Raw genomic sequence first — 23,559 nt, forward strand, 5'->3', positions numbered from 1 at the left:
GTCCCAAGTTATTCGCTCTTTTGTCTGGACGTATTGATCGAAGCCGTGTCCAATCGTTTTTCGTCCTTTATTCCCGTAAAGCTTGGGCGCTTCTCCATCATTGTCCAGGGAGCCCGAATCAGTACATCCTTGAAGTCGTTTACTGACATCGGAGCCAATGGGGAGAGGTACGGAACCCCAAACGAGCGCAGGTTTGCCATGTGTCCCATTATCAGCAGTATGCCGACCAGAATGCCGTATATTCCCAAGAAGGAAGCAGCGAGCATCAGTGGAAAGCGGAGCATCCGCAAAGCGATTGATGCATTGTAGTGAGGCACGGTGAAGGAAGCGATTCCCGTGATCGAGACGACAATCACCATCGGCGCCGAAACGATTCCAGCCTGTACGGCTGCCTGCCCCACAACGAGCGCCCCCAAAATGCTGACTGCCTGCCCTACCGTTTTCGGCAAACGAATCCCGGCTTCGCGCAGCGCCTCGAACGAAATCTCCATGATTAATGCCTCGACAATGGCCGGAAACGGGATGGATTCACGCGCTGCCGCGATGCTCAACAATAATGTGGTCGGCAGCATCTCCTGATGAAAGGTCGAAATCGCCACATAGCCTGCAGGTGTGACCAGAGAAATGGCCAGAAACAGATAGCGCAGCCAGCGGACAAGCGTGGCCATCTGAAAGCGTTCATAGTAGTCCTCATTGGCTTGCATCATCATCCAGAAGGTGGTCGGAACGATCAGAACCATCGGCGTCCCGTCGACAAAAATGGCAATCCGCCCTTCCAGCAAAGCGGCTGCGACCGTATCCGGCCTTTCCGAATACTGGACCTGCGGAAAGGGAGAATACGTGTTATCCTGGATCATTTCTTCGATATAGCCCGACTCCAAAACCGCGTCGATCTCAATGTTCTCGATTCGCGAAATGACCTCGTCCCTTAAAGCAGGGTCTACGATTCCTTCCAGGTAGGAAACGACAAGGTTGGTGTTGCTCTCCTTGCCAACGACGATCGATTTCATTTTCAGACGGGGCGTTTTCAGCTTCCGCCGCAGGAGGGACGTATTCGTCCGGATATTTTCAATGAATCCCTCCCGCGGCCCCCGGACGACAGCCTCCCCTTCCGGTTCATTCACCGAGCGTTTTTCAGCTCCGCGAATCCCTAGTGTGAGAGCGATGTCGTTTCCGTCGACGAGAATTCCTGTATCTCCTCCAAGCACAGCCGACAGAAAATCCTTGTAGCTGGTGACCTCGGAAATTTGCGAAACCGGCAGAATTTCATTCTCGATGCTCCTGATGTTGTCCCGGCCCCCCTCCAGGAGCATCAGCGCCTTCAATGCTTCATTCACGGACTGGGTGTCAATCAAACCATCTACGAACACCGCACAAGCTTGCACACTGTCCTTCAGCTGAAACTCACGCAGCACAAAATCCGAGCAATCCTTAAACAGTTGCTCAATAATCTCAACGTTTTCTTTCAATGAGGAACGAACCGGAAAGGACTCCAGCTCGCTCAGGCTTTTTTCGTTCAGCTGCGCAATATTTTGTTCCTTCTTTGACTGACGAGTATGCTTCATACGATTCACCAACTGTTGGAAAGCTACCCGTATTATGTTACTTGCGTTTCCAAAATATGCAGGTGCCTCGCCTGAATATCTTCCGCCAATGCGGGAAAAGTAGGGGCAGCATCAATCCCAAAGGGAGGGGACTTGTCTTGCCTACCGAAGCTGCTGACATCACAGTTGCCATTGAAGGCAGGGAATTGACGATTACGAATCCGTCCAAACCGCTTTGGCCGGAAGCAAACGTCACCAAATGGGATTACATCCGCTATTTAATGGAGGTCGCCGCTCCGTTCCTGGCTTATACGAAAGACCGCCTCTTAACCGTTATCCGTTATCCCCACGGCATTCACGACAAGCATTTTTATCAGAAGAACATACCCGAGTACGCACCGGACTGGATCGCTTCCAGCGTCTGGGAAAATACGACGTATCCCCTCTGCAATGATATGGCGACCGTTGTTTGGATGGCCAATCAGGCTGCACTTGAATGGCACGTCTCGTTTCACCTGGCCGCAGATGAGATGCCGACTGAGCTGGTGTTCGACCTCGATCCGTCTACACCGGAATTCGCTCCCGTCGCCGAAACGGCTCTGCTTCTAAAGGAACTGCTGGACGAGTTGCAGCTCCCCTCCGTCGTCAAGACATCCGGGGCAACCGGCCTGCAGTTGTACATCCCGATTGAGCGCCGGTATACGTTCGAAGAGACCCGACAAGTCGGCCATTTTTTAGCGACATACCTGGTCGAAAAGCGGCCTGATCTGATCACATTGGAGCGACTGGTCAAGAACAGGGGAACGAAGCTCTACATCGATTACTTGCAGCCCTGGCGGGGGAAAACGTTAACGGCCCCTTATTCGACGCGCGCCCGAAAAGAGGCGACCGTCTCCACACCGCTGCTCTGGGAGGAAGTTCCTCACATCCACCCAACGGATTTCACGGTTCATACGGTTCCCGAACGCTTAAAAAAACGGGGTGATTTGTTCGCTCCCGTGCGCAGCCAAAAGCGGGCTTCTCTTGACTCGATTCTGGCATTTCTCAAACGAAAGCCGTAAGCGCTGCCGTTCACAGGCTGCCTGCTGTCGTCTGTGCAATTGGAACTGCATGCATGGTTTGTGCTATACTGTGCAGAGATGTTTGGAGGCAAGGAGGAATACAACATGATTGATCCGATAGCATTATCACTTGGCCCCATCAATATTCACTGGTACGGAATCATTATGGGGTTTGCGTTTTTTCTGGGTACTTACCTGGCCCGCTACAATGCCAAGCGTTCCGGCATTGACCCAGATCACGTCCTCAACATGGTCGTACTGATCATTCCCGCTGCTATCATTTGCGCACGCGCCTATTACGTGATTTTTGAATGGGATCAGTACAAAGACAATCTCCTCTCCGTTTTCTACGTTTGGGAGGGGGGGCTGGCCATCCACGGCGGCTTGATCGGTGGCGTTCTCGCCGGTGCCTGGTATGTCCGCAAGCACAACCTGCCGTTTCTGCTGCTGGGCGATGCGATGATTCCCAGTGTCATTCTGGGTCAGGCGATCGGCCGATGGGGCAACTTTATCAACCAGGAAGCGCACGGCGGACCGGCTACGGCGGAATACATGGCTCATTTTCCTGCTTTTATCCGCGACCAGATGTACATCGGCGGACAGTATTACCATCCTACGTTTTTGTACGAGTCGCTGTGGAACCTGCTGGTCTTCGCCATCCTGATGGCCATGCTGTACCGCTTCAAACGCTTTGACGGACAAGTATTGTTCAGCTATCTCATCTTGTATTCAATCGGCCGCTTCTTTATCGAAGGCATGCGGACAGACTCACTCTTGATCGGAGGAACACTGCGGGTTGCGCAATTGGTCAGCCTCTCTCTGATCGCGGCGGGCATCGTCTTGCTGATGGTGTTTGCGAGAAAAAACAAACAATCCAGTCAGTCCCACAACACGACAGAATCATAGAACGAACCACAGGATGCCACCCTTGATGGGTGGTTTTCCTTTTGCAAGGGAGTTGCGTCTGAATTGTCAAAAAGGTGGGCATACTGAGGCTAAAACAGGTTGGAGGGTTTTCCTATGAATGAAGGTATGCTGGAGGATTACCTGGACAGGGATGTCCGGGTCCACTTCGCACCGGCGATGATTTCAGCAGGGGCGGCTTCCTTTGAAGAGGGGCGGCTTTACGATTACAACGAGGACGGCATTCTTTTGGAGATGCCCGACTCCACTCTTGCTTATATCCCCTTCTCGTCCATACGCATGGTCACAATCAAGCCGAAACAAGGCTTTTGGGCGCGCCTGACACGTCCGTCATGACTTTTGTCTGCCTGTATGCCAGTAAAAAAGCGCCTTTTCCCGGACAGCAGGAAAAGACGCTGGTTTTCTCTATGAAAAAATCGACAACGGCTCCTCTTTGCTTACAGGAACACGTCGTAAACGACGTAACAGGCAGCAGCCAACAGACCTGTAGCGGGCAGGGTGATGACCCATGTCACCAGGATTCTTCCGGCCAGTCCCCACTTCACCGCCGAAAACTTTTGGGAGGCACCTACGCCAAGAATAGAAGAAGTAATGACGTGCGTTGTACTGACTGGCAGCTTGAACGCAGTAAAAATGGTAATAATCAGCGCCGAGGAAAGGTCTGCGGAGAAACCGCTGATCGGCTTGATTTTCATAATTTTTCCACCCATTGTCTTGATAATCCGCCAGCCGCCGACAGAGGTTCCCAAAGCCATCGCTACCGCCGCAGAGAGCTTGACCCAGAGAGGAATAGAAAAGTCTCCGTTTTCGGTGGTCATGAATCCTCCGGAAATGAGCGCGAAAGTGATGATTCCCATCGTCTTTTGCGCATCGTTGGCCCCGTGGCTGAAGGATTGCCAGGAAGCGGCTACGACCTGCAGCATGCGAAAACCTTTGTTCGTCGGATGATACGGCATGTTGGCTACGATCGAGGAAATGATCTTGATTACGGTAAAACCGACGACAAATGCGATCAGTGGAGAAAAAATCAAGGCTTGTACAATGCTTTTGAAGCCTTCCATGTTAATCGAACCGATCCCGGCAGCGCCTATGACTGCCCCGGCAATCCCTCCGATCAGCGCGTGCGAGGAGGAGCTCGGGATTCCGAACCACCATGTGATCAGGTTCCACAAGATAGCGGATGTCAATGCTGCAAGAACGACGATCAATCCGTTTTCCAACTGGAACGGGTCGGCAATCGATCCTCCGATCGTTTTCGCTACCCCTGTGTATGTTAGAGCCCCTATCAAATTCAAGATCGATGCGATGATAATGGCCGTACGCGGGCTTAACGCTCGGGTAGACACCGAGGTCGCGATGGCGTTAGCGGTATCGTGAAAGCCGTTGATAAAATCAAAGCTAAGCGCCATGATCACGACGAGGATCAGAATGATCATATCCGGGGAAAGACTAGGCATTCTTCAGCACGATCCCTTCTACCAGGTTGGATACGTCTTCTGCAAAGTCGGCACAGTCTTCCAGTTTGTCGTAAATTTCTTTAAGCTTGATCGCTTCGATCGGATCAGCGTTGGGAGCGTTGAGCAGATCGGAAACCATTTTGCGGTAATTAGAGTCGGATTCATGCTCCAATTCCTTGATCTCGGCAGCGTATTTGGATACGACGTGATGATCCAGTTTGCGCAGCGTGCGGATCAATTCAATCAGCTTCGCCGAGCACTTCACCAAAATGTTGGCCTGAGCGAGTACGCGCGGATCCGGCTGGCGCACTTGGTACAAATACATCCGGTCCGCTACCCCGTCGATGTAGTCAATCATGGAGTCCATCGTATGGGCCAGTTGGTGAATATCTTCCCTCTCCAGCGGAGTGATAAAGGTGGAGTTCAATTCATTCATGATGCGGCGAACGATCTCGTCCCCTTCCCTTTCCACCGACTTGATTTCCTTTACCTTCGATTCCACATCCTGGTAGTTCCCGATCATTTCGTAAAACAGATGGGTTCCCTTATGGACGTTGGCAATTTGCTGCTCGAACAAGTCAAAGAAGATGTGCTTTTTGCTTTTTATCATAAGATCAGTCGTCACTCCTTTGAATAACTAACGCCTCACCGATTATATCGAACAACTTTGTGAAGGTAAATTTAAAAACAAGGACAAATGTGTATTTTTTTCTTTAAGAAATTGTTAAGTTTTTGTAAAGACGGCTGACCAGGGAAAAATCGCGGATGAAAAGCCGGTCTGGAGGATACGCGTGTTAGTCTTGCCAATTGTTCACGTAATTATTTCCCCGTTTGCCAGCATGCATGCGAAAGAAGACCTGTCTGAAACATTGCCTACCATGCTCAAGGAGCAAATGATGCTCGGTGTGTGATTCGGTATACCTTCCGCTGACTTGTATACCCTTCGACCAATTCAATATCTTGGTCGTAGACGCGGTATCTCTTTTTGAGCAGGGAGCGGAGATCGGCATGTGTCTTGCTGTCCCCGGGAGCGCCTGTCGCCTCTACGACCAGCATCCCCTTGACGGTTTCTCCTGTTACCGCCGTTCTTTTTTTCCCCGGCTTGACCCAGAGAATCAGCTCTGTGACCTCACGCTTCCACGCCCCTGCCTTCTCCCATTCTTCACTGATGATCTGAAAAGACTTTCCGGGCGACTGCTTTCTCCTCGATGCTTCTATCTCCCTGCTTGCGGCTCGTGCGGCTCGCTTGGCGGAAACGGCTCGGCTCGGCGTGATTTCGATGGCTTCGACTCCGCAAATCTGGTCGAGCATTCCTGGCAAACGGTGCAAAAACCACATGATTGTATCATAAGGAGGTTCTTCGCCGCAGCGCTCCGTGACAACTTTGTACAGTCCGTTTTCCACCATTTCGGCGATCATCAGCCAGCCCGGTCCTTCCGCTTTTCGTACGGTCAACTTCATCCTTCACACCCCGATTGGTTGCATATACAACTATAAGGGTAGCAAAATGTAGTTGCATGTGCAATCAGTTATTTCTCCAAGTGCTCTCGAAGCCTGAGGACCATACTCAGGAATACGCCTTGCTCTGCTTTTGAAAACGGCGTAAACACTTCTCGCGTGAAATGATCCCGCACTGCTTCCAATGTCTTTTCCATAACCTCTCCTTTATCAGGGGACAATTTCACGATATAGCTGCGGGCGTCCTGGGAATGCGGCTCCGTTTGCAACCAGCCTTTTTTCAACAGCCCCGGCAAAATTCGCGAGATCGTTGTTTTATCGCGCAGCGTTCGCTTCCCCAATTCGGAAGGCGTAAGCCCGTCCGTCTGTGCGATTGCGACCAGCAGCTGCCATTGCTCAGGGGTTATGTCAAACGGTTCAAGCACTTTGGCTGTCTCTTCCCTGATCAGCTGACCTACGCGATGCAGATTGTGCCCGAGACTGTCTCGAAAGCGGTCTGTCATGTACCTTTCTCCTTTGTCGTCATTTTTTTTGCCGGGTAGCTGCTGAACTCATCGTTTCGTTCGAAACAACGGAGCCGCCTCTTTCCCCGATTATCATTCTGAAAATTGCCAACCGAAACAATCCTCTTTCTTTTATATCAGAGCTCCCTTATACTTGTATCTTACTAAAAAACCTTTTACGGGAAGAGAGGAATTTGTAGCATGGCTTGGCTGCAGAACATCATCTCACGCTATGATACCACGATTTGGATACGCGTGATCGGAACCATCCTGACAACGTTTGCCGGTTTTATGCTCCGCCCTTTTCTCGCTTTCTATCTGTACGATCGGATGGATGGGAATCTCCTCGTAGCAGCAATGGTTACAAGCCTCCAGCCTCTCACCAGCATCGTCGCCAGCCTGTATGCCGGCGGACTTGCCGACCGCTATGGACGAAAGCCCTTGATGGTCGCTGCCCTGATCATTGAGGCCATTTCCATGGCAGGCTATATTTGGGCCGAATCCTTGCTTGCCTTTGCCTTGCTGACCATTTTGAACGGCATCGGAGCCTCTTTGTTCTGGCCTGCCGCCAGCGCCCAGGTGACGGACGTCGTGCCGGAAGAAAAGCGCGGCGAAGTATTCGCTTTGCTCCACACCGCTTTAAACATAGGGGCTGCCGCCGGACCTCTTATCGGCGTCACCCTTTACAAAATCAATCCGGCGATCGCCTTCGGAATTTGCTCGGCGGCGCTGATGATCTATTGCCTGCTGATCATCTGGAAAATCCCTGAGACACTGCCCATGGAAAAAAGAGCGTCCGGAAAACAGGGGGGAGAACAGACGGAAGCTGTCCAAAATACACCCAAGCTGCGCCTGCGCGAGCATACCACCCTGTTGTGGATGACATTGGCTGCCGTCCCCGTCTCTCTGTTGTACTCCCAGGTGGAAATCATCCTTCCGCAGCATTTGCGTACACGCTTTGACGACTTTTTGACGGTGTTCGCCACCTTGCTCACGATCAATGGGGTGCTGGTCGTCTGCTGTCAAATCGCCATTGCCAAGTTTGCGGAGCGTTTCCTGCCGGAGCGAATTATTTTCGCAGCCTATTTGCTGCTCGGCTGCGTCGGATTCGGCTATGGGTGGGCTCCTGTTTTCTGGCTCCTCGTGGTGGCAGAAGCCATTTTTACGATTGGCGAGATGCTGTACGGCCCGCAGATCCAAAAGGCCATTTCAGTCTTGGCGCCAGTGGAGCTGCGCGGCAGATACTTTTCCATCTTCGGCGCAAACTGGGGAATCACCGGGACGCTCGGGCCTTCCACCGGAGCCGTCGCTTTTCGCAACATCGGCGGTACCTACTGGTTTTCCATTGTCGGCCTGCTCTTGTTCATCGCCGGTCTGTTTCAGTACCGTTTGGTGAAAAAGGCGGTGAGAAAGTCGTCTTCCGTACCGGCTGAAACGGTGGTGAATGTATCCGCATCTTGAGCTAAAACCGCACCGGCAGTTGCCCGTCGAAATGAGAGAGCTACATAAGGTTTCTACGATCCTCGGCGGGTTCATCAACCTCGCCGTTTCCTTACAAGCCAAGGTCTGGCAGCTGCCCGGACCTCGGCTTGTTTTTTCTTGTCAATTAGCTGTGTGCCGCGTATCGCAATAAAACAGGATTGCCGGAACGGCGTCTGGGTGATTATGCGGCCCGATCATCAACATATCACGAATGTATTCCTTCTGGTAGGGAAAAATGGGAGTACTTACCTTTTAGAGGAGGTGAGAGCGATGCCGCGGATTAAAGCGGCTGCTACCGCCGTTCCAGCAAATGAAGTGTCCCAAGAGGCTTCCCAGGCCTTTGCCCGTCTGTTGTTCCAGGATGCTTTTCCCGACATCGACCGGCTGATCGGCGTCTTTTCCCACAGCCAGATTCAAAAGCGCCATTTTTGCATGCCGCTGGAATGGTTCGGACAAGACCACAGCTTCGCCGAGAAAAATCGGCTGTACATCGAACACGCAGTATCCCTCGGTGCCGAGGCGGCAAGACGCTGCCTTGCGAACGGCCATTGCACAGCGAATGATGTCGATTGCCTTGTGTTTGTGTCCAGCACGGGTATATCCACACCGAGCATCGACGCTCACCTGCTGAATCACCTCGGACTGCGTTCTGACATCACGCGAATCCCTCTGTGGGGGCTCGGCTGCGCCGGGGGAGCCATGGGGCTTTCCCGCTCCTGCGAATACGTCAAGGCATACCCAAAGCGACGCGTGCTCCTGCTCAGTGTGGAGCTATGCGGCCTGACTTTTATTCGTCAGGATGTCTCCAAAAGCAATCTGGTTGCCACCTGTCTGTTTGGCGACGGCGCTGCCGCTGTGCTCATCGAAGGCGATGAAGCGGCGGAAACTGGCCCTTCCGATCAGCCGCAGATTCATTTTTGCGCAGCGCGTTCAAGGACTTGGGCAGGCACACTGGATGTCATGGGCTGGGAGGTAATCGATCCGGGACTTAAGGTCGTCTTTTCCAGAGACATTCCTAGCCTGATCCTCCGGTCTATGCATGAGGACGTGGCGAGCTTTTTGACGTCCCTCGGCACAGCTGTGGAGCATCTGCGTTATTTTATTTTCCACCCGGGCGGCGCGAAAGTGTTGGCGGCCTACCGTGAAGCCCTGCGTCTCCCCGCTTCCTCGACCCGTTTTTCAGAGGAGGTGCTGCGGGATTATGGAAACATGTCATCTCCTACTGTCCTCTTTGTGCTGGAAAAAAGTTTGGAAAAGCCCTGGGCAAAAGGTGAACAAGGCTTGATAGCGGCTCTTGGCCCCGGCTTCAGTTCCGAATTAATCCTGCTGGAAGCGAGGTGAGACTGTGCCTTTTTTCCTGACCGTCTATTTTGCAGTGGTCCTCCAGCGCATTCTGGAGCTCAGACTCGCTTCGCGAAATGCCCGGCACATCCGTTCAATGGGCGGCTATGAAGTGGGGGCAGACCACTACAAATACATTGTGCTTTTGCACATCTGCTTTTTTGCCGCGCTGCTGGCCGAGGGCATATGGCTGCAAGGCAAGCCTGCTCCCTGGTGGCCCCTGTCTTTTTCGCTCTTTCTATTGGCGCAAATTCTTCGCTATTGGTGCATCCTTACTCTCGGAAAACGCTGGAACACGAGAATCTTCATCCTTCCCGGCGCCCATCCCATTCGGCGCGGCCCTTACCGCTTCCTCCGGCATCCCAACTACTGGATCGTGACAATCGAGCTCCTGACTCTGCCGCTTACCTTTTCGGCCTGGTTCACTGCCGTTTTCTTTACGTGCTGCAATCTGTGGCTGCTGCTGCGAGTCCGTATTCCCGCCGAGGAAAGAGCCTTGTACAAGGAGCGTTAAAAAAGCTTCAATCGCAGCCCTTTCGAAGCAGGCTGGTTCTTTGCTAGAAGAAACCTTTTATGCGATTCAACAAGAGTTTCGCATTTTAAAGCGACCAAACTTCCCTGCACGATAAAAAAAAGAACCCGAAGCTTCATTCGGGTTCTTTTTGCATGTTTATTTCGCATCATTTTCGGGTAGTTAAGAAGAAGGTTTTTTCGATTTTTGGGATTCCCACTACTGACACGAGGTGACCTGTTTTGAAAACGACCAGCAAAGAAGGCCCCCATGAAGCAAAACACATCATTATCCGTGACTTTACCAATATGATTGAGCATTTGCCTGATAACGATCAAACCGCCACCATTCAAAAGTTAGTCCGCTACTTGCAGGGGCTGCTCCGCATTAAGCAGGTAATCCCGCCTGTGGTAGAGATCATGACCCTAATCAAGAAGGCGAAACCTACCCTGCACAGCGCCACACGAAGAACCGTTTCAACGACCAGCAATTTGTACATGCTGTTTCAGGTTGACATGGACCCGGTTCTTGCCGAAGAGCGGATGCGGGATTACATAAAATAACCGATCAGGAGCTGAGGTTTTCCGGGTTGAGGCACTCCAGTTCCAAAATGACAAACCGGCCGTCCTTTCGGATCAGAACATCGTCAAACCAGATTTCTCCTCCGCCCCAGTCCGGGCGTTGGATCGTTACCATATCCCAGTGGACAGAAGATTTGTTGCCGTTGTACGCCTCTTCATAGCACTGTCCCGGAGTAAAGTGAAAGCTGCCGTCAATCTTTTCGTCAAACAAGATATCCTTCATCGGATTCCGGATCAGCGGGTTTACACCGATCGCGAACTCCCCGATATAGCGGGCGCCCTCATCTGTATCCAAAATGGCATTCAGGCGTTCCGTATCGTTGGCTGTCGCCTTGACAATTTTGCCCTGTTCAAAATGGAGGCAGACCTGTTCAAAGGTAAATCCATTATACGGGGTTGGCGCGTTATGTGTAATCACGCCCTCTACGGAATCCCTTACCGGCGCAGTGTATACCTCTCCGTCCGGAATATTGCGCAATCCGGCGCATTTGACAGCCGGAATGTCCTTGATGGAGAAGCGCAAATCAGTCCCGGGCCCAACGATGCGAACCCGATCTGTTCGGTTCATCAACGCAACAAGACTGTCCATCGCCTTGTTCATCTTGCTGTAATCAAGGTTGCACACATGGAAATAAAACTGTTCAAAGGCATCCGTACTCATGTTGGCCAACTGCGCCATGGACGGATTCGGATAGCGCAGCACTACCCACTTTGTGTCGGGGACCCGTACATCCATGACAGGCAATTCGTAAAGACGCGAGTACAGGCCCATCCGGTCAGCCGGCACATCTGCCATTTCGTTGATGTTGTCTGCTGCGCGAATTCCGATATAACAGTCCATTTGCCGCATAAAGGCTGCCTCATGCTCCGCCATCAGCGTCAGCTGTTCCTCTGTACACTGTCTGGCGAGCTCCCTTTTAATCGCCGGATTGACCAATTGGACATACGGCTTTCCTTTTGCCAGATACACTTCCCGAATAAGCGCCTGAACCAGCTCAGGTGTATGGCCTACCGCATGTATGAGTACATTTTCTCCCGGCTGCACGCGAACCGAATAAGTAACCAGGTTTCGCGCCAGTTCCTCCAACCGCGGGTCTCTCATGTTTTCACCTCTTTTTTACATTTTCTGACTCCCCTCTATTTTTCTTGAACAAACTTTGCGTGTCAATAAAATTTTTTTTACCAAACAGGCCGCTTGGACCGGTCTGTCAATGTCTCCGATCATTTTCACAAATCGTTTTCGACCGTTTCCCTATGATTCTCGGCTGATCGACCGGGATCGCTGCTTATAGGAATATCAGAAAGTCAAATGAAAAAGCAGCCTCCGTGGAAAGAGACTGCTTTGTCTTCATTCGCTTATCGCCTGCTTGTTATTTATCGCTATCAGATTCAGGAGCGGACCATACCCAGCCGGAACGAGTCCCTGTATCGGCACCCTTGCCGGAAATGACGATCGTATTGTCCTCTGTCGGAGCCGCTACCCAACCGGTGCGTGCGCCTTCCTGGCTGACAGCAGGGGAGATGACGATGGTTTCATCTTCCTTCGGCATTTGAAGCCAACCTTTCGGCTGAACATTTTGTGTCTGACCTTGTTTCGAGCTGAACCACTGATCTTCCAAAGGCAAGTTGAGCCAGCCGTAAACCGGTGCCGTATTCGCACCCCGGTCGTTGATTACGATCGTTTGATCTTCCAGCGCTGTATTTACCCAGCCTTTTGCTGGCGCGTTGGTGTCAATTTTATTGGTGATCGTGACCGTTTGATCTTCCTGCGGCATGTTCACCCAAGCGCCTTGACCGTTACCGAACACAGGTTTTGCAGGTTGAGTCGCTGCTTCTTTTGCAAATGCAGCGTTTGTAAACAGAGCTGCACCCAGTACCATGCTTCCGAGCATAAGAGTTGTCATCTTTTTCATGGTTCATACACTCCTGTCGTTTTCTTACGCTGTCCATGAAATATTCTTCGCTGCCATGCGATACCGGTACCCTGCCAGGCAAACACGGAGTCCTTATTCTTCGAGGCTTTGCTTCATTTTTCGCAAAAAGGTTGCGAACTGCTCAAGCTCTTCGTCGCTCAAGCTCTTCAACAAGCCCGTCATCAGGTTCCTGCGCTTGCACAGCAATCGTTCAATCAAGGGGATCGCTTTATCGGACACGGTCACCCAAACAACCCTCCTGTCCTGTTCGTCGCGAATTCTGTTGACGTATCCGGCTTTCACCAGACGGTTCAAAGCAATCGTCGTTGCACTGTTGGATTGCTTCAACACGGTTGCGAGATCAGAGACGGTACTGCGCTCCTTGTCATAGAGGACACGAAGCAAAATGAATTGTTTAGGGCTGATCACTTCTTCTTCATCCAGCAGCCAGTGGCTGATAAAGTAACGGGCCATGTCTATAAAGGCCTGATCCAATTCCTCGATTTGAACAGCGCGAGACATTTCGCTCACATCATCACCCATTTTCAGAAAGTAAATACTTTTACTATAAAACTATAAAGGGTTCGGTTCCATCGTGCAAGTATTTCGCTATTTGCTGCGTATCATGCATCTGCCTGAAAATAGGTTGATGGGAGTGGACAATACGTTTACAGTTTAATATTTTTACCATAAAATTAATTTGCAATGTCATATTACCTCAGAATGAAAAACATGGCAAGATGTTTAATGGTGACGAATTTGTGAACACGCGACCAGTCCCATTTTCCACCGATTTCCATGAATCCGGCTTCTTCTTCGCTCTGAAAGCATGTATAATAAGAACATCTGTCGGTTTTTTCCCCAAAACATTTGACCCACTGCCTACAGAGATATCCGACGGAGAAACTTGTATATGGGAGATTGCTTATGGAACAAATTCAACGCGTTGCCAAGTGGAAAACTGAATTGCTTGACTGGGTGAAATCGTTTGTCTTGATTGGCGGACTCACCGCTTTTATCTATGTATTTGTCATGGCGCCTTATGTGGTTCAAGGACGCTCCATGGAAAGTACGCTGCACGACCGTGAGCGCGTGATCGTAAACAAGGCTGTCTTCTACTTGAAGAACCCTCAAATTGGCGATATTGTCATCATCCACCCAGATGCCTCCGGGGAAAACTGGATCAAGCGGGTTGTCGCATTGGCCGGCGATACGGTGGAAGCGAAAAACGACCAATTGTACGTGAATGGACAACCTGTTGACGAGCCGTTCCTGACAGCCAACAAATTAAAGGCTGCCGCCGAAGGGGTCACGCTGACCGAAGACTTTGGACCGATCACGGTGCCAGAGGGACATATCTTCGTCATGGGTGACAACCGCAACAACAGCATGGACAGCCGTGCGATCGGGCCTGTCAGCCTGGACCATGTCGTTGGACGGGCCGAGCTGGTCTACTGGCCGCTGGGAAGCATCCGGCTGCCCAAGTAATTGCGCAAAATAGTTATGAATCCTTATCCTTTCGCTCATCCTATGATGGTACGGCATAACGATCATCAGGAGGGTACGAAAGATGCACACTATGCAACATGCTCAACAGCAAATCGCTCAGTGCAAGCAAATCGTGCAACAAATGATTCAGCAAACGATGCAAGCCAGCAATACGTACCGGCAGCTGATGCAGCAGGAGCAGCAAAACGCTGCGACTCTGCAGCAGCTTGCCGCTCGTGAACAGCAAGCGGTCCAAATCATTCAGCAAGCCCTGCACGGCCATGACACGTCTATCAGGCAGATGCAGCAGATCATCTCCTATTGCGACCAAATGGAACGCGAGCTGCTTCAAAGCACATATCAGCAGCAACAGCCAGCCATTTCACAGCCGTCTCTGACCGCCTTTACGGGAAGGCAGTAGACCGGGCATTGGAGAATTTGCTCGCGATTGCTGTTCATGGAAAAACGACGCGGGATATGCTTCCGCGTCGTTTTTCTGCGTTGGCTAGCCGCCTGTTCTTTTTATCCCTTGCTGACTACTTTCCTTTATACAACGCCTTCCCGGACTTGCTTTGATGTTCGCTTATTGTCCATACTGCGTTTTGTTCATCCCATTTTAAACGGAAAAGATGATCTATTCCTTCTACTGTCTTGTAGGCACTTACTACCTCAACGCTCCCTCTTTTTATAAACAATCCGGGGAATAGATCTCCTGCCCGCAGCTTCACCTCGTCTCTTATCCACCACACTGGGCTTAGTTCTTCCGCTGCCTTTTCTGGCAGACCTGCTATCTTCTGTTTGCCCTCCGGCCATTTGAGATATTTGTACTCATTGATGTTGAGTCCAAAGTTCCTTAATACTTCCCGGTAGTTTTCATAGGAGGTAAACATATTTCGAAAATCCGAGACGAACTCGCTATTGCTGGAAAGCACGAGCAAATTGTCATGCGTAAATTGATAAGTCGGCCCCTTCGCTCTAAGCGGTGCCACGCCGTCTCTCAATTCGGCTCCGGTAAACGTAAACGTAATATTTCCACGCACGGCAAAGTCCTCGTCAATCTCTACCTTCTCGGCTTGACCCGGATTCGGGAAAAACACTAGATCAACCTTCCCTCGGTTGGTTTCCAGCAAAACAGCCTGACTCGTGTCTTTAAAAACCTTTGAAAACGGGGAATCTGTTATTTTTTTCACTTCAAGCTCGGTGTACTCCTGGACCAGCTCAATAAGCTCTGCTGCAAATGCGAATTTCTCCTCGACAACAAGCCCTGATTCATTGGGCATCATTGCTTGTGACGGGCTAGCTTGCTTCTGAGCGGCAACGGGATTCTTTGGCGTTCCGGCTGTCTGAGGGGGCTCCTTTTGAAAGGAGAGCAGTTCCCCTTGTTCCGCCGGAAACCCGGCTAGGACTCCAATCATAACAACAAGCGCGCACAAAACGAGGGAAACAGGAATAACCCCTGTTCGCACGCCTTGCTTTGGCGTCTTTTTCCGGATCGCATTCTTCAGCCTCGCAAGCTGAATTCTGTCAGGCATAGCCGCTTCTCTCTTTGCTTTTCCCAGCTCCGTCATCCTTTGATCAATGTCCATTCCCCGCCCTCCTCTGCGATCAGTCGTTTTTTCAGTTGTTCCCGCGCCCGGTGCAGGCCAGTGTAGACCGCACCGGTCTTCATGCCGAGAATCTCGGCGATTGTCTCGGCCGACAGCTCCTGGTAGTAGTACAAAACGATCAGCTGCCGATAGCGAAACGGCAGCTCGTAAACATGCCGTTCCAATCGATTCGCTTCCGCCTTGCTCATCACTTCCGACTCGACATCGGTATGTTCAAAACTTTTCAGCTGAGAAAAATATCTCAGCTTGCGGAACGACCAGGAGCGGAGATAGCGCTTCGATTCATTCACCGCGATCCGGTAGAGCCAGGTCTCGATCTGGCTTTCCCCGCGAAAGGAGTCCAGATGCTTGTAAGCCTGGATAAAGACCTCCTGGGTAATATCCTCGGCTGCTGTTTTGTCCTTGACAAGCCAGCAGCAAAGGCGGTACACCTTGGCCAATTGCCCCTCCATCAGCTCTTCAAAAGCATGCGTGTCTTTTCGGGCCAAGACATTCACATGGGCGTGCAACGATTTCTGCTCCAGCCTGCTTCCCTCCTCTCTTCACTCTTTTAGATACGGCATAGGGGAAAACCTTACAGTCCCGATTGCTTTTTTCCGGATTTTTTACACCCGGGGTCGAGCTCGCCGTTTGCCCACACCAATAAAAAAACACCGCCAGATAGCGGCTATCTGGCGGATTGGTCTGTGTAAAGCTTTTTTGCTTTCTTCCCTTACGATTGGGATTGCACAGCAACTGCATCCTGGAAATATTCCTCCAGCGTGATGCCCTTCTCCATGATTTCTTTGGCCATGCTTGTACCTACATAGCGCAAGTGCCACGGTTCATACGCATAACCCGTGATGTCTTCCTTGCCCTTTGGATAGCGGATGATAAAGCCGTACTCCGCACAATGAGCCGCGATCCACTTTCCTTCCGGCGTATCGGCAAAAGGCTCTTCCAGCCTCGTTCTGGAATCCGCTCCCGATACGTCCATGGTAAGTCCGGTCTGGTGTTCGCTCTTGCCCGGATTGGCGCTGTAACGGGAGGCGTGCTCTGCTCCCTGCGTCTTTACATAGCCGTCAAAAAGCGATTTTTGCGTCCGGTAGGAACGATATCCAGACACGCCGTACAGCTGGATTCCGTCTTGCTGCGCGGCGGCAAACAGCGCTTCCAGCGCCCGTGCGGCCGGCTCGCGAAGAAGCTTCTTCTCTGCCTTGCCGGAAAACGGAAAGGGCACATCCGGTTCCGTCAATCCTGGCGGGATATAATCCGCGGGCAGGGAGCGCTCCTTGTTCACGACAACGGCAAGATCCGTAGGATTGGTCACAGTCGGAACATTGTCTACCATCATTATGGTTTCAGCCAGCGATGATTTTACCGTAATCTGGGTAGTCTTGCTTTTTCCCTGATATTCTACGGTCACCTCCGCCTTGGAGCCGATTGCCGCGTGCTCGGAAATGGCCAGCTTGCCATCCGGCGATACAGTGGCAACGTCCGGTGCAGAGGTGTTGTATGTGACCCCTTCTCCGTGAGGCAGTGCCTGCTCGCTTCCCGGAGCGAGGACAAATGTGTCCGGAATGGCATTCCAGTCGATGGCTGGCGCCTCTGGAGCAGTCGTCTCCTCTCCTGCCGCTTGTCCTTCTGGAGCCGTAGTCGATTGTCCGCCTGAACCGGAAATCCACGTACTGATGTCCGGAGCTTCACATCCTCCCAAAAGCGCGCCAGAAAGTGCGGCTGCGACAGCGAGAGTGACTGTTGGTTGCTTTTTCATTCGATTTTGCCTCCTGGTTTCCATCAAGACAAATACAGTCTTCAGTGTCTTTACTACCTTACCATGTATGATGACGTATGAAAAGAATGGAACGTAACGGGCGAATTTTCCCCCACCTTTTTTTATTTCGCTGCCAACCGCTGAATCAGGGGCACAAGCCAATCAGAGAGCGCCCCAAACGCATAGCCTTCGTTTCGCGCCTTTTCCGTATCCAGAACATACGAATCGGGAATCGCAAATGGCGACAGCTGTTCGGCCACACCTCCAGTCAATACCCTTGCCGATTTGCCGACCGCCTCTTCGACTTTGCCGATCAGCTCGGGAAGCGTCCATGCCTCGTCCGAGCAGGCATTGTACGGACCGCAAGCCTGCGCGGACTCGCCTGCCCATTGCAAAAACCGCGCCGCTTCGTCCGCGTCGATAAACGACTGCCTCGCATCCGGATTGCCAATGTACACGTCTTTCTGGTCCCTCACATGGTCCACATAAAAATGCAGCCGTCTGGTGTAGTCCTCCACGCCTAAAACGATCGGAAATCTGACGGCAATTGCCGGAAAGCGGGCTTTTTGAAACAGGACGGCCTCCGCTTGCCGTTTGCCCTCCTCATAGGAGACATCCTCTCTCGTACCGGCTGCGATCGGGTACGTATACGGATCGAAATCAGTCTCCTTCCTAATCGTCGGAGAGTGGTCGTATACGGCCCTGGATGAGGTGACGATGAACCTTCCCACCCTTCCTTCCAATACTTGTGCAATGTGGCTTGCATTTGCTTCCGAGTAGCAGAGACTGTCAAAGACCAGGTCCCAGTCCGAGCACGCGACCCGTTTCAAGGAATCCAGATCGTTCCGGTCTACCTGCAAGCGGGCAATCTCGTTTCCAAACGGGTCGGCCTGCCTCCCTCTGGTAGCGATCGTGACGTCATATTCGGCTTCTATGAGACCTTTTACCAGCTTTTTGCCAAAGAACCGCGTTCCACCCAATACCAGTACTTTTTTCATCTCGGCGCTCCTGTTTCTTTTATAGGTAGTCGGTAAACTACTTCTCCTTATCGTCTCTCATCCCCTTTCTTTTTCATGAGAAAAGGGAGCCCGCCCCGAGCTCCCGTCTTTGTCTTTCATTATTCTCTTTCTTTATCCTGCCGGATTTCAGCCTTCCCTCACCGCTTTTGCAAGGAAATGACTTTCTCCTTGGCATCCCACTCAGCCGTATAGCCCAATCCCTCCGCCACTTTTTTGACGGGCAGGTACATACGGCCGTCGATTGCGGCTTGCTCGCTCTGGAAGGCATCTGGCTCTGCGTGCAAGCCCAGAAGCAATTTGTCTGCCTGGACATACGGCTCTCCTTTGTACCAAGTCAGCTGCTCCGCCGTAAACGGGTACAGGTTTCCGTTTACCTTTACCTGGAAGGCTCCTTTTGGCGCTTCTTTCGGGGAAGGCGGCTCAGCGGACGTATACGCAACCGCATCTACGCCGAGAACGGTTCCCTCCCGCGTATTGTCGGCTCCGCCGTACATCCTTCCGCTCTCCAGGTCGTAGATGATCGCCTGGACGTTCCCAATGTTTTCGGGCTGGGCCTGAAACACGTGTCCCATCGCCATCAATTGGAGGATCACATCCTGATCGATCCCCGCCTCCCAACTGACTGTCGGATAGCTGCTGGAGAATACACGCGGAGAGAGGATCGCTTCCTGAATCGGCATATCGTGCTCCAGCACATTTAAAATCGTCTGGGAAACGGATGCAATGATCGTCGAGCCGCCTGGCGATCCTACTGCCATAAACGGCTTGCCGTCCTTCAGCACGATTGTCGGAGTCATGCTGGAACGCGGCCGTTTCCCCGGCTCTACCTGATTTACCCCTCCCGGAACGGCATCAAAGTCAGTCAGTTCATTGTTCAGCATGAAGCCGTAGCCCGGGACCATGATGCCGCTGCCGAACACGTCCTCAATCGTCGTCGTGTACGAAACCAGGTTGCCCCACTTATCCATCACGGCAAAGTGCGTCGTCTGTTTTACCGGAGAAACCTCGACCTGGGACATGGCCTTTACCGCTTTTTTCCCTTCGTAAGGCCATGGATCTCCCGCTTTCACCTCGCTATTTGCCTTGTCCGGCTTGATCAGCTTCCTCCGCTCTTTGATATAGTCATCATCGATCAGTCCCTTTTTCGGCACGGGATAAAAGTCTTCATCCGCCATATAGGCCGCCCGGTCCGCATAGGCCAAATGATTCGCTTCGATCAAGCGATGCAAGTAAGCGTCAGAGAGCGGGCCGTCCTTCTTGTTGTCGAAGCCTTCCATCAGCTTCAAAATCTGGACCAGGGTCAAACCGCCGGAGCTCGGTGGCGACATGGAAACCACTTCATACCCGCGGAAAGTGCCTTTCACCGGCTGTCTCTCTTTTACTGTGTAGTTTTTCAAATCCTGCATCGTCATGGCTCCGCCTGTGCGCTGGACTTCCTTGACCAGCGCCTCGCCGATCTCTCCCTTGTAAAACGCGTCCGTTCCTTTTTCCTGAATCTGCTTAAACGTTTTCGCCAGCTCAGGCTGGATCAGAAGCTCTCCTGCCTTCAACGCTTTGCCGCCCGGCGCAAACACCCTGCCTGCCGTATCGTGCTTTTGCAGCTTCTCTCTGGAAGCCTCGATATGCTGCGCCGTAATCCAGTTTACCGATACTCCTTTTTCGGCCAACTGAATGGCAGGATCAATGACTTGTCCCAGCTTCATCGTCCCGTATTTTTTCAAAGCCATATCCAGCCCAAGCAGGGTACCCGGAACCCCGACCGCCTTTCCGTTCGTATGACGCTCTTCAAACGGAACGGGCTTCCCGTCTTTGCCCAGAAACAGCTTGGGGTCAACAGCTTGCGGTGCCATTTCCCGGCTGTCGATGACTGTGATCTTCTGTTCATTTTTCAGGTAAATCATCATGAAGCCGCCGCCGCCAATGCCGGACATCTGCGGCTCGACGACATTTAGCGCCAGTTGGATGCCGGCGGCCGCATCGACCGCATTACCGCCTTGCTGCAAGATGTCCTTGCCCACCTGTGCGGCGGCCGGATGGGACACGGCCACGATTCCTTTCGTCGCTCCCGTCGTTCCTTCGGGAATGCCCGGAACCTTAGCCTGCACGGGAGCAGCCAGCAGCAAAAAAGCAGCCGCGGAGGAAACTATCGCCTGTACCTTTGCCTTCGTAGTCGCTTTCACCTTCCTCATCCTCTCCTTCCTGTCTATGTATTGCCTAGCTTCATTATAATTTTGAATATTCCGACCAGTCAACGTGGAGAAAGTCTTATCTGCCTGGAGAGGACGTCCGAGACGCAAAAAATCCCTTCCTCGTCTGCAGAAAAAGATGTTCTTTTCCTGCTCGCGAGAAAGGGATTCCGCCTGTTATTTCAAAGCTGTCATGGCAAGATCACCAAATTGCTTGATACCGGCCGCTGTTTGCCCCCGGATGGACGGTTCAACAGCTTGCCGTTGTAGTAAAAGGCACTGGAGCCGCCGCCGTCCAGATTATAGGCGTCAACGACGTGAAACTCCTGCAGCTTCCGTTGAGCCTCTTCCAAAGTAACGCCGTTGCTCCATCCTTTGCGTCGGCCGTCGATGACGATAAGCAGCAGATCGCCATTGTCAAAGTGACCAATCAGTGTCCGCGGCTGGCGGGCATTTGCCCATTGCTTCGGTATCGTCATCCGCTTGCCGTTTTGGAGCAGGGTCGGCAGGAAGCTCGCTCCTTGCAAAATGCCTTTTTTGGTAATTTCATTCTGAGAGGCAATTTTCCCTCCCACCAGGCGTCCATTTTTATTGAAGCCGACGAAGCTCAAATCCGTATTATTGGAAAACGTGCGAATCTTGCCGTCAACGACAGTGGTGCCGATCGGCGTCAAATACCCGTCCTTACTCATAAAGCCGCCTGCGTTGATCGCCAGCACGGCGCCAGTCCGCTGGGCTGCACGACTCGTCGTCTCTCCGTGACTTTTAACCGAATCGCCCGCGAGCACCATCTTGAGGGCATTTGGATTGTTTAAACGAACTTTGGCCATGTACCCGCGATAGCCTGCTTCCTCCAGGGAGTAAACCTTGACCGTTGCATTTTTGCCAAAGGTTTGCCCAATCGGGTTGCCGAGCATGTTGGCCAGGAGCTTGTCCAAGACGTCCGCCGACTTTTGCGTTTGCGATTTGCTGGCTTCCAGAAGATTGTTGATCGATTGATTCTGCTTCTCGTACTCTTCTTTTTCCTTTGTGGCTTTCTTACGGATGTCCTCGATCAAAACTTCCGTATTGCGAAGCAGATCTTTCGTCTCGTTCAACTGCTCCTGCAGCGTGGTCGCCTTCTCATGCGAAGCCTCCGCCGTGAGCGCCAACCCTTCATAAGGCAGCTTGTCCACCGGATTGGCCTGGGAGAACGCCAGCAAAAAACCGACAGCCGGAGCAAGCAGGAAGGCGAAGAAACGATGAATCTTACCAAGCACGAGCCGCATCCTCCAATTTTTTCAACGATGCTTTCAAATCGACCAGCTGCTTGTTCAGCTGATCAATCCGATCCTGCAGGGCTTGCTTCGTCTTATTGCTTCCGCCGAGCGTCTCTCCTGTCAGCTGCAGCTCTTCCTCGATGTTGGAAAGACCGCTTTGGACCTGTTTCATCTCATCCTGAACCAGTGCGATCTGCTCCTCCATCCCCTTCATCTGTTGATTGTTCTGGGCCTGTATCTGCTCGATTCGCTGGTTGACCAACAGCTGCTGCTTGTCCAATGTATGTACGGCAAAAGCGTACCCGGCGTAAGCCAGCCCTCCCCACAGCACAACGGCCAGGACGATCGGGACAACAGACCGTTTCTCTTCCGACCGGGGTGAGATCGTGTAAAACAAGCTTTTAAACAGACCGTTGCGCTTGCGTCTTCCCTGTTTGCTTTGGTCGGGGACGTGCAACGTGGTGGATGGTGACGATGATGCGGACAAAAACTTGTCGCTCATCAGCTCCCCCTCCTTTCATGTGACAAAGAATGAGGTTTTATTATACCATAAAACATTTTTCGACACCTCTTCGCGTAAAAGATCAGGACCATCGTCCTGATCTCTACCTGCCGATCATCCATTCATGCTTCAGCTGCTCGTGAAGCCGCAAGACAAAACCGATCGGATGAGCTTCCGCCGCCTGCTGCTCCGCCCACTCGATCCGCGTGCAGATGCGGCGGACAATCTGCATGGCCAGCTCGATCCGTTTCCCCTCGGACAAGGCGGGAAGTCTGTCAACGAAGGTGGCCAGCAGGTTCCAGTCCTCACGGGTAATGGCCTTTTTTTGCCGTTCATCAAGCTGTATTGGCGGGGCTTCTGCCTTCCATTTCTCCACCTGTCTGCCCCACCGCCCGCGAAAACGCGTACGCGCTACGCCTTCCTCTACCACGACGATCGTCCCCGCTACCAGATCGCCAATCCGCTTGTCTCGCGGATGAAAAAACGAAACGAGGCTGCCCAGCAAATAACCGGTCGGCAGACTGTCGATAATTCGAAACAAATTGCGGATCACCGCTGATAAAAACGTCAGCGATTGGCCATTCTCCTGGATCACGCGGATGCGCATCCACTTTTTTCCTGGAGTCTGCCCGGCCCGAAAGTACTCCCAGATAAAGAAGTAGCCAAAATTGAACAGGAACAGGGCGATCATCATAATGGCAATTGCATAACTCTCCGACTCCAGGAAATTACCATCATCATTTCCAAAAACAACTATGCCAAACAGAATAAATACAGTAAGATTAACCAAGAGAAGCAGCCCTGTATCGATCAGATGAGCAGCCGCCCTGCTACCCAGACCGGCTGTCTGAAACCTTAGCTGGACGTGCTCCGGTGTGACGATGGCTACTTCCCGTCCCGCCGGGTTCGGTATGTGTTGATCATTCATGCTGGCGCTTCACCCTTCCTGTACTCTTACACTCTTTATGAA

The 23,559-nt window shown here is 52.1% G+C and carries 25 protein-coding genes; 9 read left to right on the plus strand and 16 right to left on the minus strand.

Features of this window, described 5'->3' with window-relative positions; translation table 11 throughout:
• Positions 1 to 8: 8 nt before the first annotated feature.
• Positions 9 to 1,565: a spore germination protein gene (locus Q3F21_RS03785; protein WP_340250141.1), complete on the minus strand. Its 1,557-nt coding sequence runs from the start codon at positions 1,563 to 1,565 to the stop codon at positions 9 to 11.
• A 137-nt stretch (positions 1,566 to 1,702) separates the two neighbouring features.
• Here Q3F21_RS03785 and ligD point away from each other — a divergent pair, with 137 nt between their 5' ends.
• The 3 genes from ligD to Q3F21_RS03800 all read left to right on the plus strand — a co-directional run bounded on the left by ligD (position 1,703) and on the right by Q3F21_RS03800 (position 3,865).
• A complete protein-coding gene (ligD, locus tag Q3F21_RS03790; protein WP_340250142.1) occupies positions 1,703 to 2,605 on the plus strand; it encodes a non-homologous end-joining DNA ligase in 903 nt (300 codons plus the stop codon).
• A gap of 105 nt (positions 2,606 to 2,710) precedes the next feature.
• Positions 2,711 to 3,511 carry a prolipoprotein diacylglyceryl transferase gene (gene lgt / locus Q3F21_RS03795; RefSeq protein ID WP_340250143.1) on the plus strand — a complete coding sequence of 267 codons (801 nt, stop codon included), beginning with the start codon at positions 2,711 to 2,713 and terminating at the stop codon, positions 3,509 to 3,511.
• Positions 3,512 to 3,625: 114 nt separating this feature from the next.
• Complete coding sequence (locus tag Q3F21_RS03800; RefSeq protein ID WP_340250144.1) at positions 3,626 to 3,865, plus strand: hypothetical protein; 240 nt, start codon at positions 3,626 to 3,628, stop codon at positions 3,863 to 3,865.
• Positions 3,866 to 3,966: 101 nt separating this feature from the next.
• Here Q3F21_RS03800 and Q3F21_RS03805 read toward each other — a convergent pair whose 3' ends face one another.
• The 4 genes from Q3F21_RS03805 to Q3F21_RS03820 form a co-directional block, all read right to left on the minus strand.
• Positions 3,967 to 4,986 carry an inorganic phosphate transporter gene (locus Q3F21_RS03805; protein ID WP_340250145.1) on the minus strand — a complete coding sequence of 340 codons (1,020 nt, stop codon included), beginning with the start codon at positions 4,984 to 4,986 and terminating at the stop codon, positions 3,967 to 3,969.
• Positions 4,979 to 5,596, minus strand: coding sequence for a DUF47 domain-containing protein (locus Q3F21_RS03810; RefSeq protein WP_340250146.1), 618 nt, complete (start codon positions 5,594 to 5,596; stop codon positions 4,979 to 4,981). The genes Q3F21_RS03805 and Q3F21_RS03810 overlap by 8 nt, the downstream gene beginning before the upstream one ends.
• Positions 5,597 to 5,868: 272 nt before the next feature.
• Positions 5,869 to 6,447, minus strand: a complete 579-nt coding sequence (locus tag Q3F21_RS03815) for a DUF167 family protein (RefSeq protein ID WP_340250147.1) — start codon at positions 6,445 to 6,447, stop codon at positions 5,869 to 5,871.
• Between the two features lie 68 nt (positions 6,448 to 6,515).
• A complete protein-coding gene (locus Q3F21_RS03820; RefSeq protein ID WP_340250148.1) occupies positions 6,516 to 6,947 on the minus strand; it encodes a MarR family winged helix-turn-helix transcriptional regulator in 432 nt (143 codons plus the stop codon).
• A 201-nt stretch (positions 6,948 to 7,148) separates the two neighbouring features.
• Here Q3F21_RS03820 and Q3F21_RS03825 point away from each other — a divergent pair, with 201 nt between their 5' ends.
• The 4 genes from Q3F21_RS03825 (at position 7,149) to Q3F21_RS03840 (ending at position 10,844) form a co-directional block, all read left to right on the plus strand.
• A complete protein-coding gene (locus tag Q3F21_RS03825) occupies positions 7,149 to 8,408 on the plus strand; it encodes an MDR family MFS transporter (RefSeq protein ID WP_340250149.1) in 1,260 nt (419 codons plus the stop codon).
• Positions 8,409 to 8,699: 291 nt separating this feature from the next.
• Entirely contained in the window at positions 8,700 to 9,770 is a 1,071-nt protein-coding gene (locus tag Q3F21_RS03830) for a type III polyketide synthase (RefSeq protein WP_340250150.1), read from the plus strand.
• A gap of 4 nt (positions 9,771 to 9,774) precedes the next feature.
• A complete protein-coding gene (locus Q3F21_RS03835) occupies positions 9,775 to 10,284 on the plus strand; it encodes an isoprenylcysteine carboxyl methyltransferase family protein (protein ID WP_340250151.1) in 510 nt (169 codons plus the stop codon).
• Positions 10,285 to 10,523: 239 nt separating this feature from the next.
• Positions 10,524 to 10,844, plus strand: a complete 321-nt coding sequence (locus Q3F21_RS03840) for a hypothetical protein (protein ID WP_340250152.1) — start codon at positions 10,524 to 10,526, stop codon at positions 10,842 to 10,844.
• Between the two features lie 4 nt (positions 10,845 to 10,848).
• Here Q3F21_RS03840 and Q3F21_RS03845 read toward each other — a convergent pair whose 3' ends face one another.
• The 3 genes from Q3F21_RS03845 to Q3F21_RS03855 form a co-directional block, all read right to left on the minus strand.
• Positions 10,849 to 11,964: an aminopeptidase gene (locus Q3F21_RS03845; RefSeq protein WP_340250153.1), complete on the minus strand. Its 1,116-nt coding sequence runs from the start codon at positions 11,962 to 11,964 to the stop codon at positions 10,849 to 10,851.
• Between the two features lie 268 nt (positions 11,965 to 12,232).
• Positions 12,233 to 12,775, minus strand: a complete 543-nt coding sequence (locus Q3F21_RS03850; RefSeq protein WP_340250154.1) for a hypothetical protein — start codon at positions 12,773 to 12,775, stop codon at positions 12,233 to 12,235.
• A gap of 93 nt (positions 12,776 to 12,868) precedes the next feature.
• Positions 12,869 to 13,297, minus strand: a complete 429-nt coding sequence (locus Q3F21_RS03855) for a MarR family winged helix-turn-helix transcriptional regulator (protein ID WP_340250433.1) — start codon at positions 13,295 to 13,297, stop codon at positions 12,869 to 12,871.
• A gap of 405 nt (positions 13,298 to 13,702) precedes the next feature.
• Between Q3F21_RS03855 and lepB the strand changes: the two genes are divergently transcribed.
• The gene (gene lepB, locus Q3F21_RS03860) at positions 13,703 to 14,263 is read left to right on the plus strand and encodes a signal peptidase I (protein ID WP_340250155.1); all 561 of its coding nucleotides are present in this window, start codon (positions 13,703 to 13,705) and stop codon (positions 14,261 to 14,263) included.
• Positions 14,264 to 14,345: 82 nt separating this feature from the next.
• Entirely contained in the window at positions 14,346 to 14,684 is a 339-nt protein-coding gene (locus tag Q3F21_RS03865) for a hypothetical protein (RefSeq protein WP_340250156.1), read from the plus strand.
• A 115-nt stretch (positions 14,685 to 14,799) separates the two neighbouring features.
• On the opposite strand, the gene Q3F21_RS03870 is transcribed toward Q3F21_RS03865, so the two are convergent.
• The 8 genes from Q3F21_RS03870 to Q3F21_RS03905 all read right to left on the minus strand — a co-directional run bounded on the left by Q3F21_RS03870 (position 14,800) and on the right by Q3F21_RS03905 (position 23,517).
• Positions 14,800 to 15,849, minus strand: a complete 1,050-nt coding sequence (locus tag Q3F21_RS03870) for a hypothetical protein (RefSeq protein ID WP_340250157.1) — start codon at positions 15,847 to 15,849, stop codon at positions 14,800 to 14,802.
• Entirely contained in the window at positions 15,828 to 16,379 is a 552-nt protein-coding gene (locus Q3F21_RS03875; RefSeq protein WP_340250158.1) for a sigma-70 family RNA polymerase sigma factor, read from the minus strand. The genes Q3F21_RS03870 and Q3F21_RS03875 overlap by 22 nt, the downstream gene beginning before the upstream one ends.
• A gap of 203 nt (positions 16,380 to 16,582) precedes the next feature.
• Complete coding sequence (locus Q3F21_RS03880; RefSeq protein WP_340250159.1) at positions 16,583 to 17,623, minus strand: M15 family metallopeptidase; 1,041 nt, start codon at positions 17,621 to 17,623, stop codon at positions 16,583 to 16,585.
• A 122-nt stretch (positions 17,624 to 17,745) separates the two neighbouring features.
• Positions 17,746 to 18,621, minus strand: a complete 876-nt coding sequence (locus tag Q3F21_RS03885; RefSeq protein WP_340250160.1) for an NAD-dependent epimerase/dehydratase family protein — start codon at positions 18,619 to 18,621, stop codon at positions 17,746 to 17,748.
• A gap of 158 nt (positions 18,622 to 18,779) precedes the next feature.
• Positions 18,780 to 20,831, minus strand: coding sequence for a gamma-glutamyltransferase (ggt, locus tag Q3F21_RS03890; RefSeq protein WP_340250161.1), 2,052 nt, complete (start codon positions 20,829 to 20,831; stop codon positions 18,780 to 18,782).
• A 188-nt stretch (positions 20,832 to 21,019) separates the two neighbouring features.
• Positions 21,020 to 22,087, minus strand: coding sequence for a phosphodiester glycosidase family protein (locus tag Q3F21_RS03895; RefSeq protein ID WP_425341208.1), 1,068 nt, complete (start codon positions 22,085 to 22,087; stop codon positions 21,020 to 21,022).
• Positions 22,077 to 22,589, minus strand: a complete 513-nt coding sequence (locus tag Q3F21_RS03900) for a hypothetical protein (protein WP_340250163.1) — start codon at positions 22,587 to 22,589, stop codon at positions 22,077 to 22,079. The genes Q3F21_RS03895 and Q3F21_RS03900 overlap by 11 nt, the downstream gene beginning before the upstream one ends.
• Before the next feature lie 103 nt (positions 22,590 to 22,692).
• Positions 22,693 to 23,517 carry an RDD family protein gene (locus Q3F21_RS03905; protein ID WP_340250164.1) on the minus strand — a complete coding sequence of 275 codons (825 nt, stop codon included), beginning with the start codon at positions 23,515 to 23,517 and terminating at the stop codon, positions 22,693 to 22,695.
• Positions 23,518 to 23,559: the final 42 nt, after the last annotated feature.

Origin of the sequence: Brevibacillus borstelensis (assembly GCF_037834415.1) — a bacterium.
GTDB lineage: Bacteria > Bacillota > Bacilli > Brevibacillales > Brevibacillaceae > Brevibacillus > Brevibacillus borstelensis_A.

Excerpts from the sequence above, each read along its gene's own strand:
- Q3F21_RS03785 (WP_340250141.1), bottom strand. The coding sequence starts at position 1,565 with ATGAAGCATACTCGTCAGTCAAAGAAGGAACAAAATATTGCGCAGCTG.
- lgt (WP_340250143.1), top strand. The coding sequence starts at position 2,711 with ATGATTGATCCGATAGCATTATCACTTGGCCCCATCAATATTCACTGG.
- Q3F21_RS03800 (WP_340250144.1), top strand. The coding sequence starts at position 3,626 with ATGAATGAAGGTATGCTGGAGGATTACCTGGACAGGGATGTCCGGGTC.
- Q3F21_RS03805 (WP_340250145.1), bottom strand. The coding sequence starts at position 4,986 with ATGCCTAGTCTTTCCCCGGATATGATCATTCTGATCCTCGTCGTGATC.
- Q3F21_RS03810 (WP_340250146.1), bottom strand. The coding sequence starts at position 5,596 with ATGATAAAAAGCAAAAAGCACATCTTCTTTGACTTGTTCGAGCAGCAA.
- Q3F21_RS03815 (WP_340250147.1), bottom strand. The coding sequence starts at position 6,447 with ATGAAGTTGACCGTACGAAAAGCGGAAGGACCGGGCTGGCTGATGATC.
- Q3F21_RS03820 (WP_340250148.1), bottom strand. The coding sequence starts at position 6,947 with ATGACAGACCGCTTTCGAGACAGTCTCGGGCACAATCTGCATCGCGTA.
- Q3F21_RS03825 (WP_340250149.1), top strand. The coding sequence starts at position 7,149 with ATGGCTTGGCTGCAGAACATCATCTCACGCTATGATACCACGATTTGG.
- Q3F21_RS03830 (WP_340250150.1), top strand. The coding sequence starts at position 8,700 with ATGCCGCGGATTAAAGCGGCTGCTACCGCCGTTCCAGCAAATGAAGTG.
- Q3F21_RS03845 (WP_340250153.1), bottom strand. The coding sequence starts at position 11,964 with ATGAGAGACCCGCGGTTGGAGGAACTGGCGCGAAACCTGGTTACTTAT.
- Q3F21_RS03850 (WP_340250154.1), bottom strand. The coding sequence starts at position 12,775 with ATGAAAAAGATGACAACTCTTATGCTCGGAAGCATGGTACTGGGTGCA.
- Q3F21_RS03855 (WP_340250433.1), bottom strand. The coding sequence starts at position 13,297 with ATGTCTCGCGCTGTTCAAATCGAGGAATTGGATCAGGCCTTTATAGAC.
- lepB (WP_340250155.1), top strand. The coding sequence starts at position 13,703 with ATGGAACAAATTCAACGCGTTGCCAAGTGGAAAACTGAATTGCTTGAC.
- Q3F21_RS03865 (WP_340250156.1), top strand. The coding sequence starts at position 14,346 with ATGCACACTATGCAACATGCTCAACAGCAAATCGCTCAGTGCAAGCAA.
- Q3F21_RS03870 (WP_340250157.1), bottom strand. The coding sequence starts at position 15,849 with ATGGACATTGATCAAAGGATGACGGAGCTGGGAAAAGCAAAGAGAGAA.
- Q3F21_RS03880 (WP_340250159.1), bottom strand. The coding sequence starts at position 17,623 with ATGAAAAAGCAACCAACAGTCACTCTCGCTGTCGCAGCCGCACTTTCT.
- Q3F21_RS03885 (WP_340250160.1), bottom strand. The coding sequence starts at position 18,621 with ATGAAAAAAGTACTGGTATTGGGTGGAACGCGGTTCTTTGGCAAAAAG.
- ggt (WP_340250161.1), bottom strand. The coding sequence starts at position 20,831 with ATGAGGAAGGTGAAAGCGACTACGAAGGCAAAGGTACAGGCGATAGTT.
- Q3F21_RS03900 (WP_340250163.1), bottom strand. The coding sequence starts at position 22,589 with ATGAGCGACAAGTTTTTGTCCGCATCATCGTCACCATCCACCACGTTG.
- Q3F21_RS03905 (WP_340250164.1), bottom strand. The coding sequence starts at position 23,517 with ATGAATGATCAACACATACCGAACCCGGCGGGACGGGAAGTAGCCATC.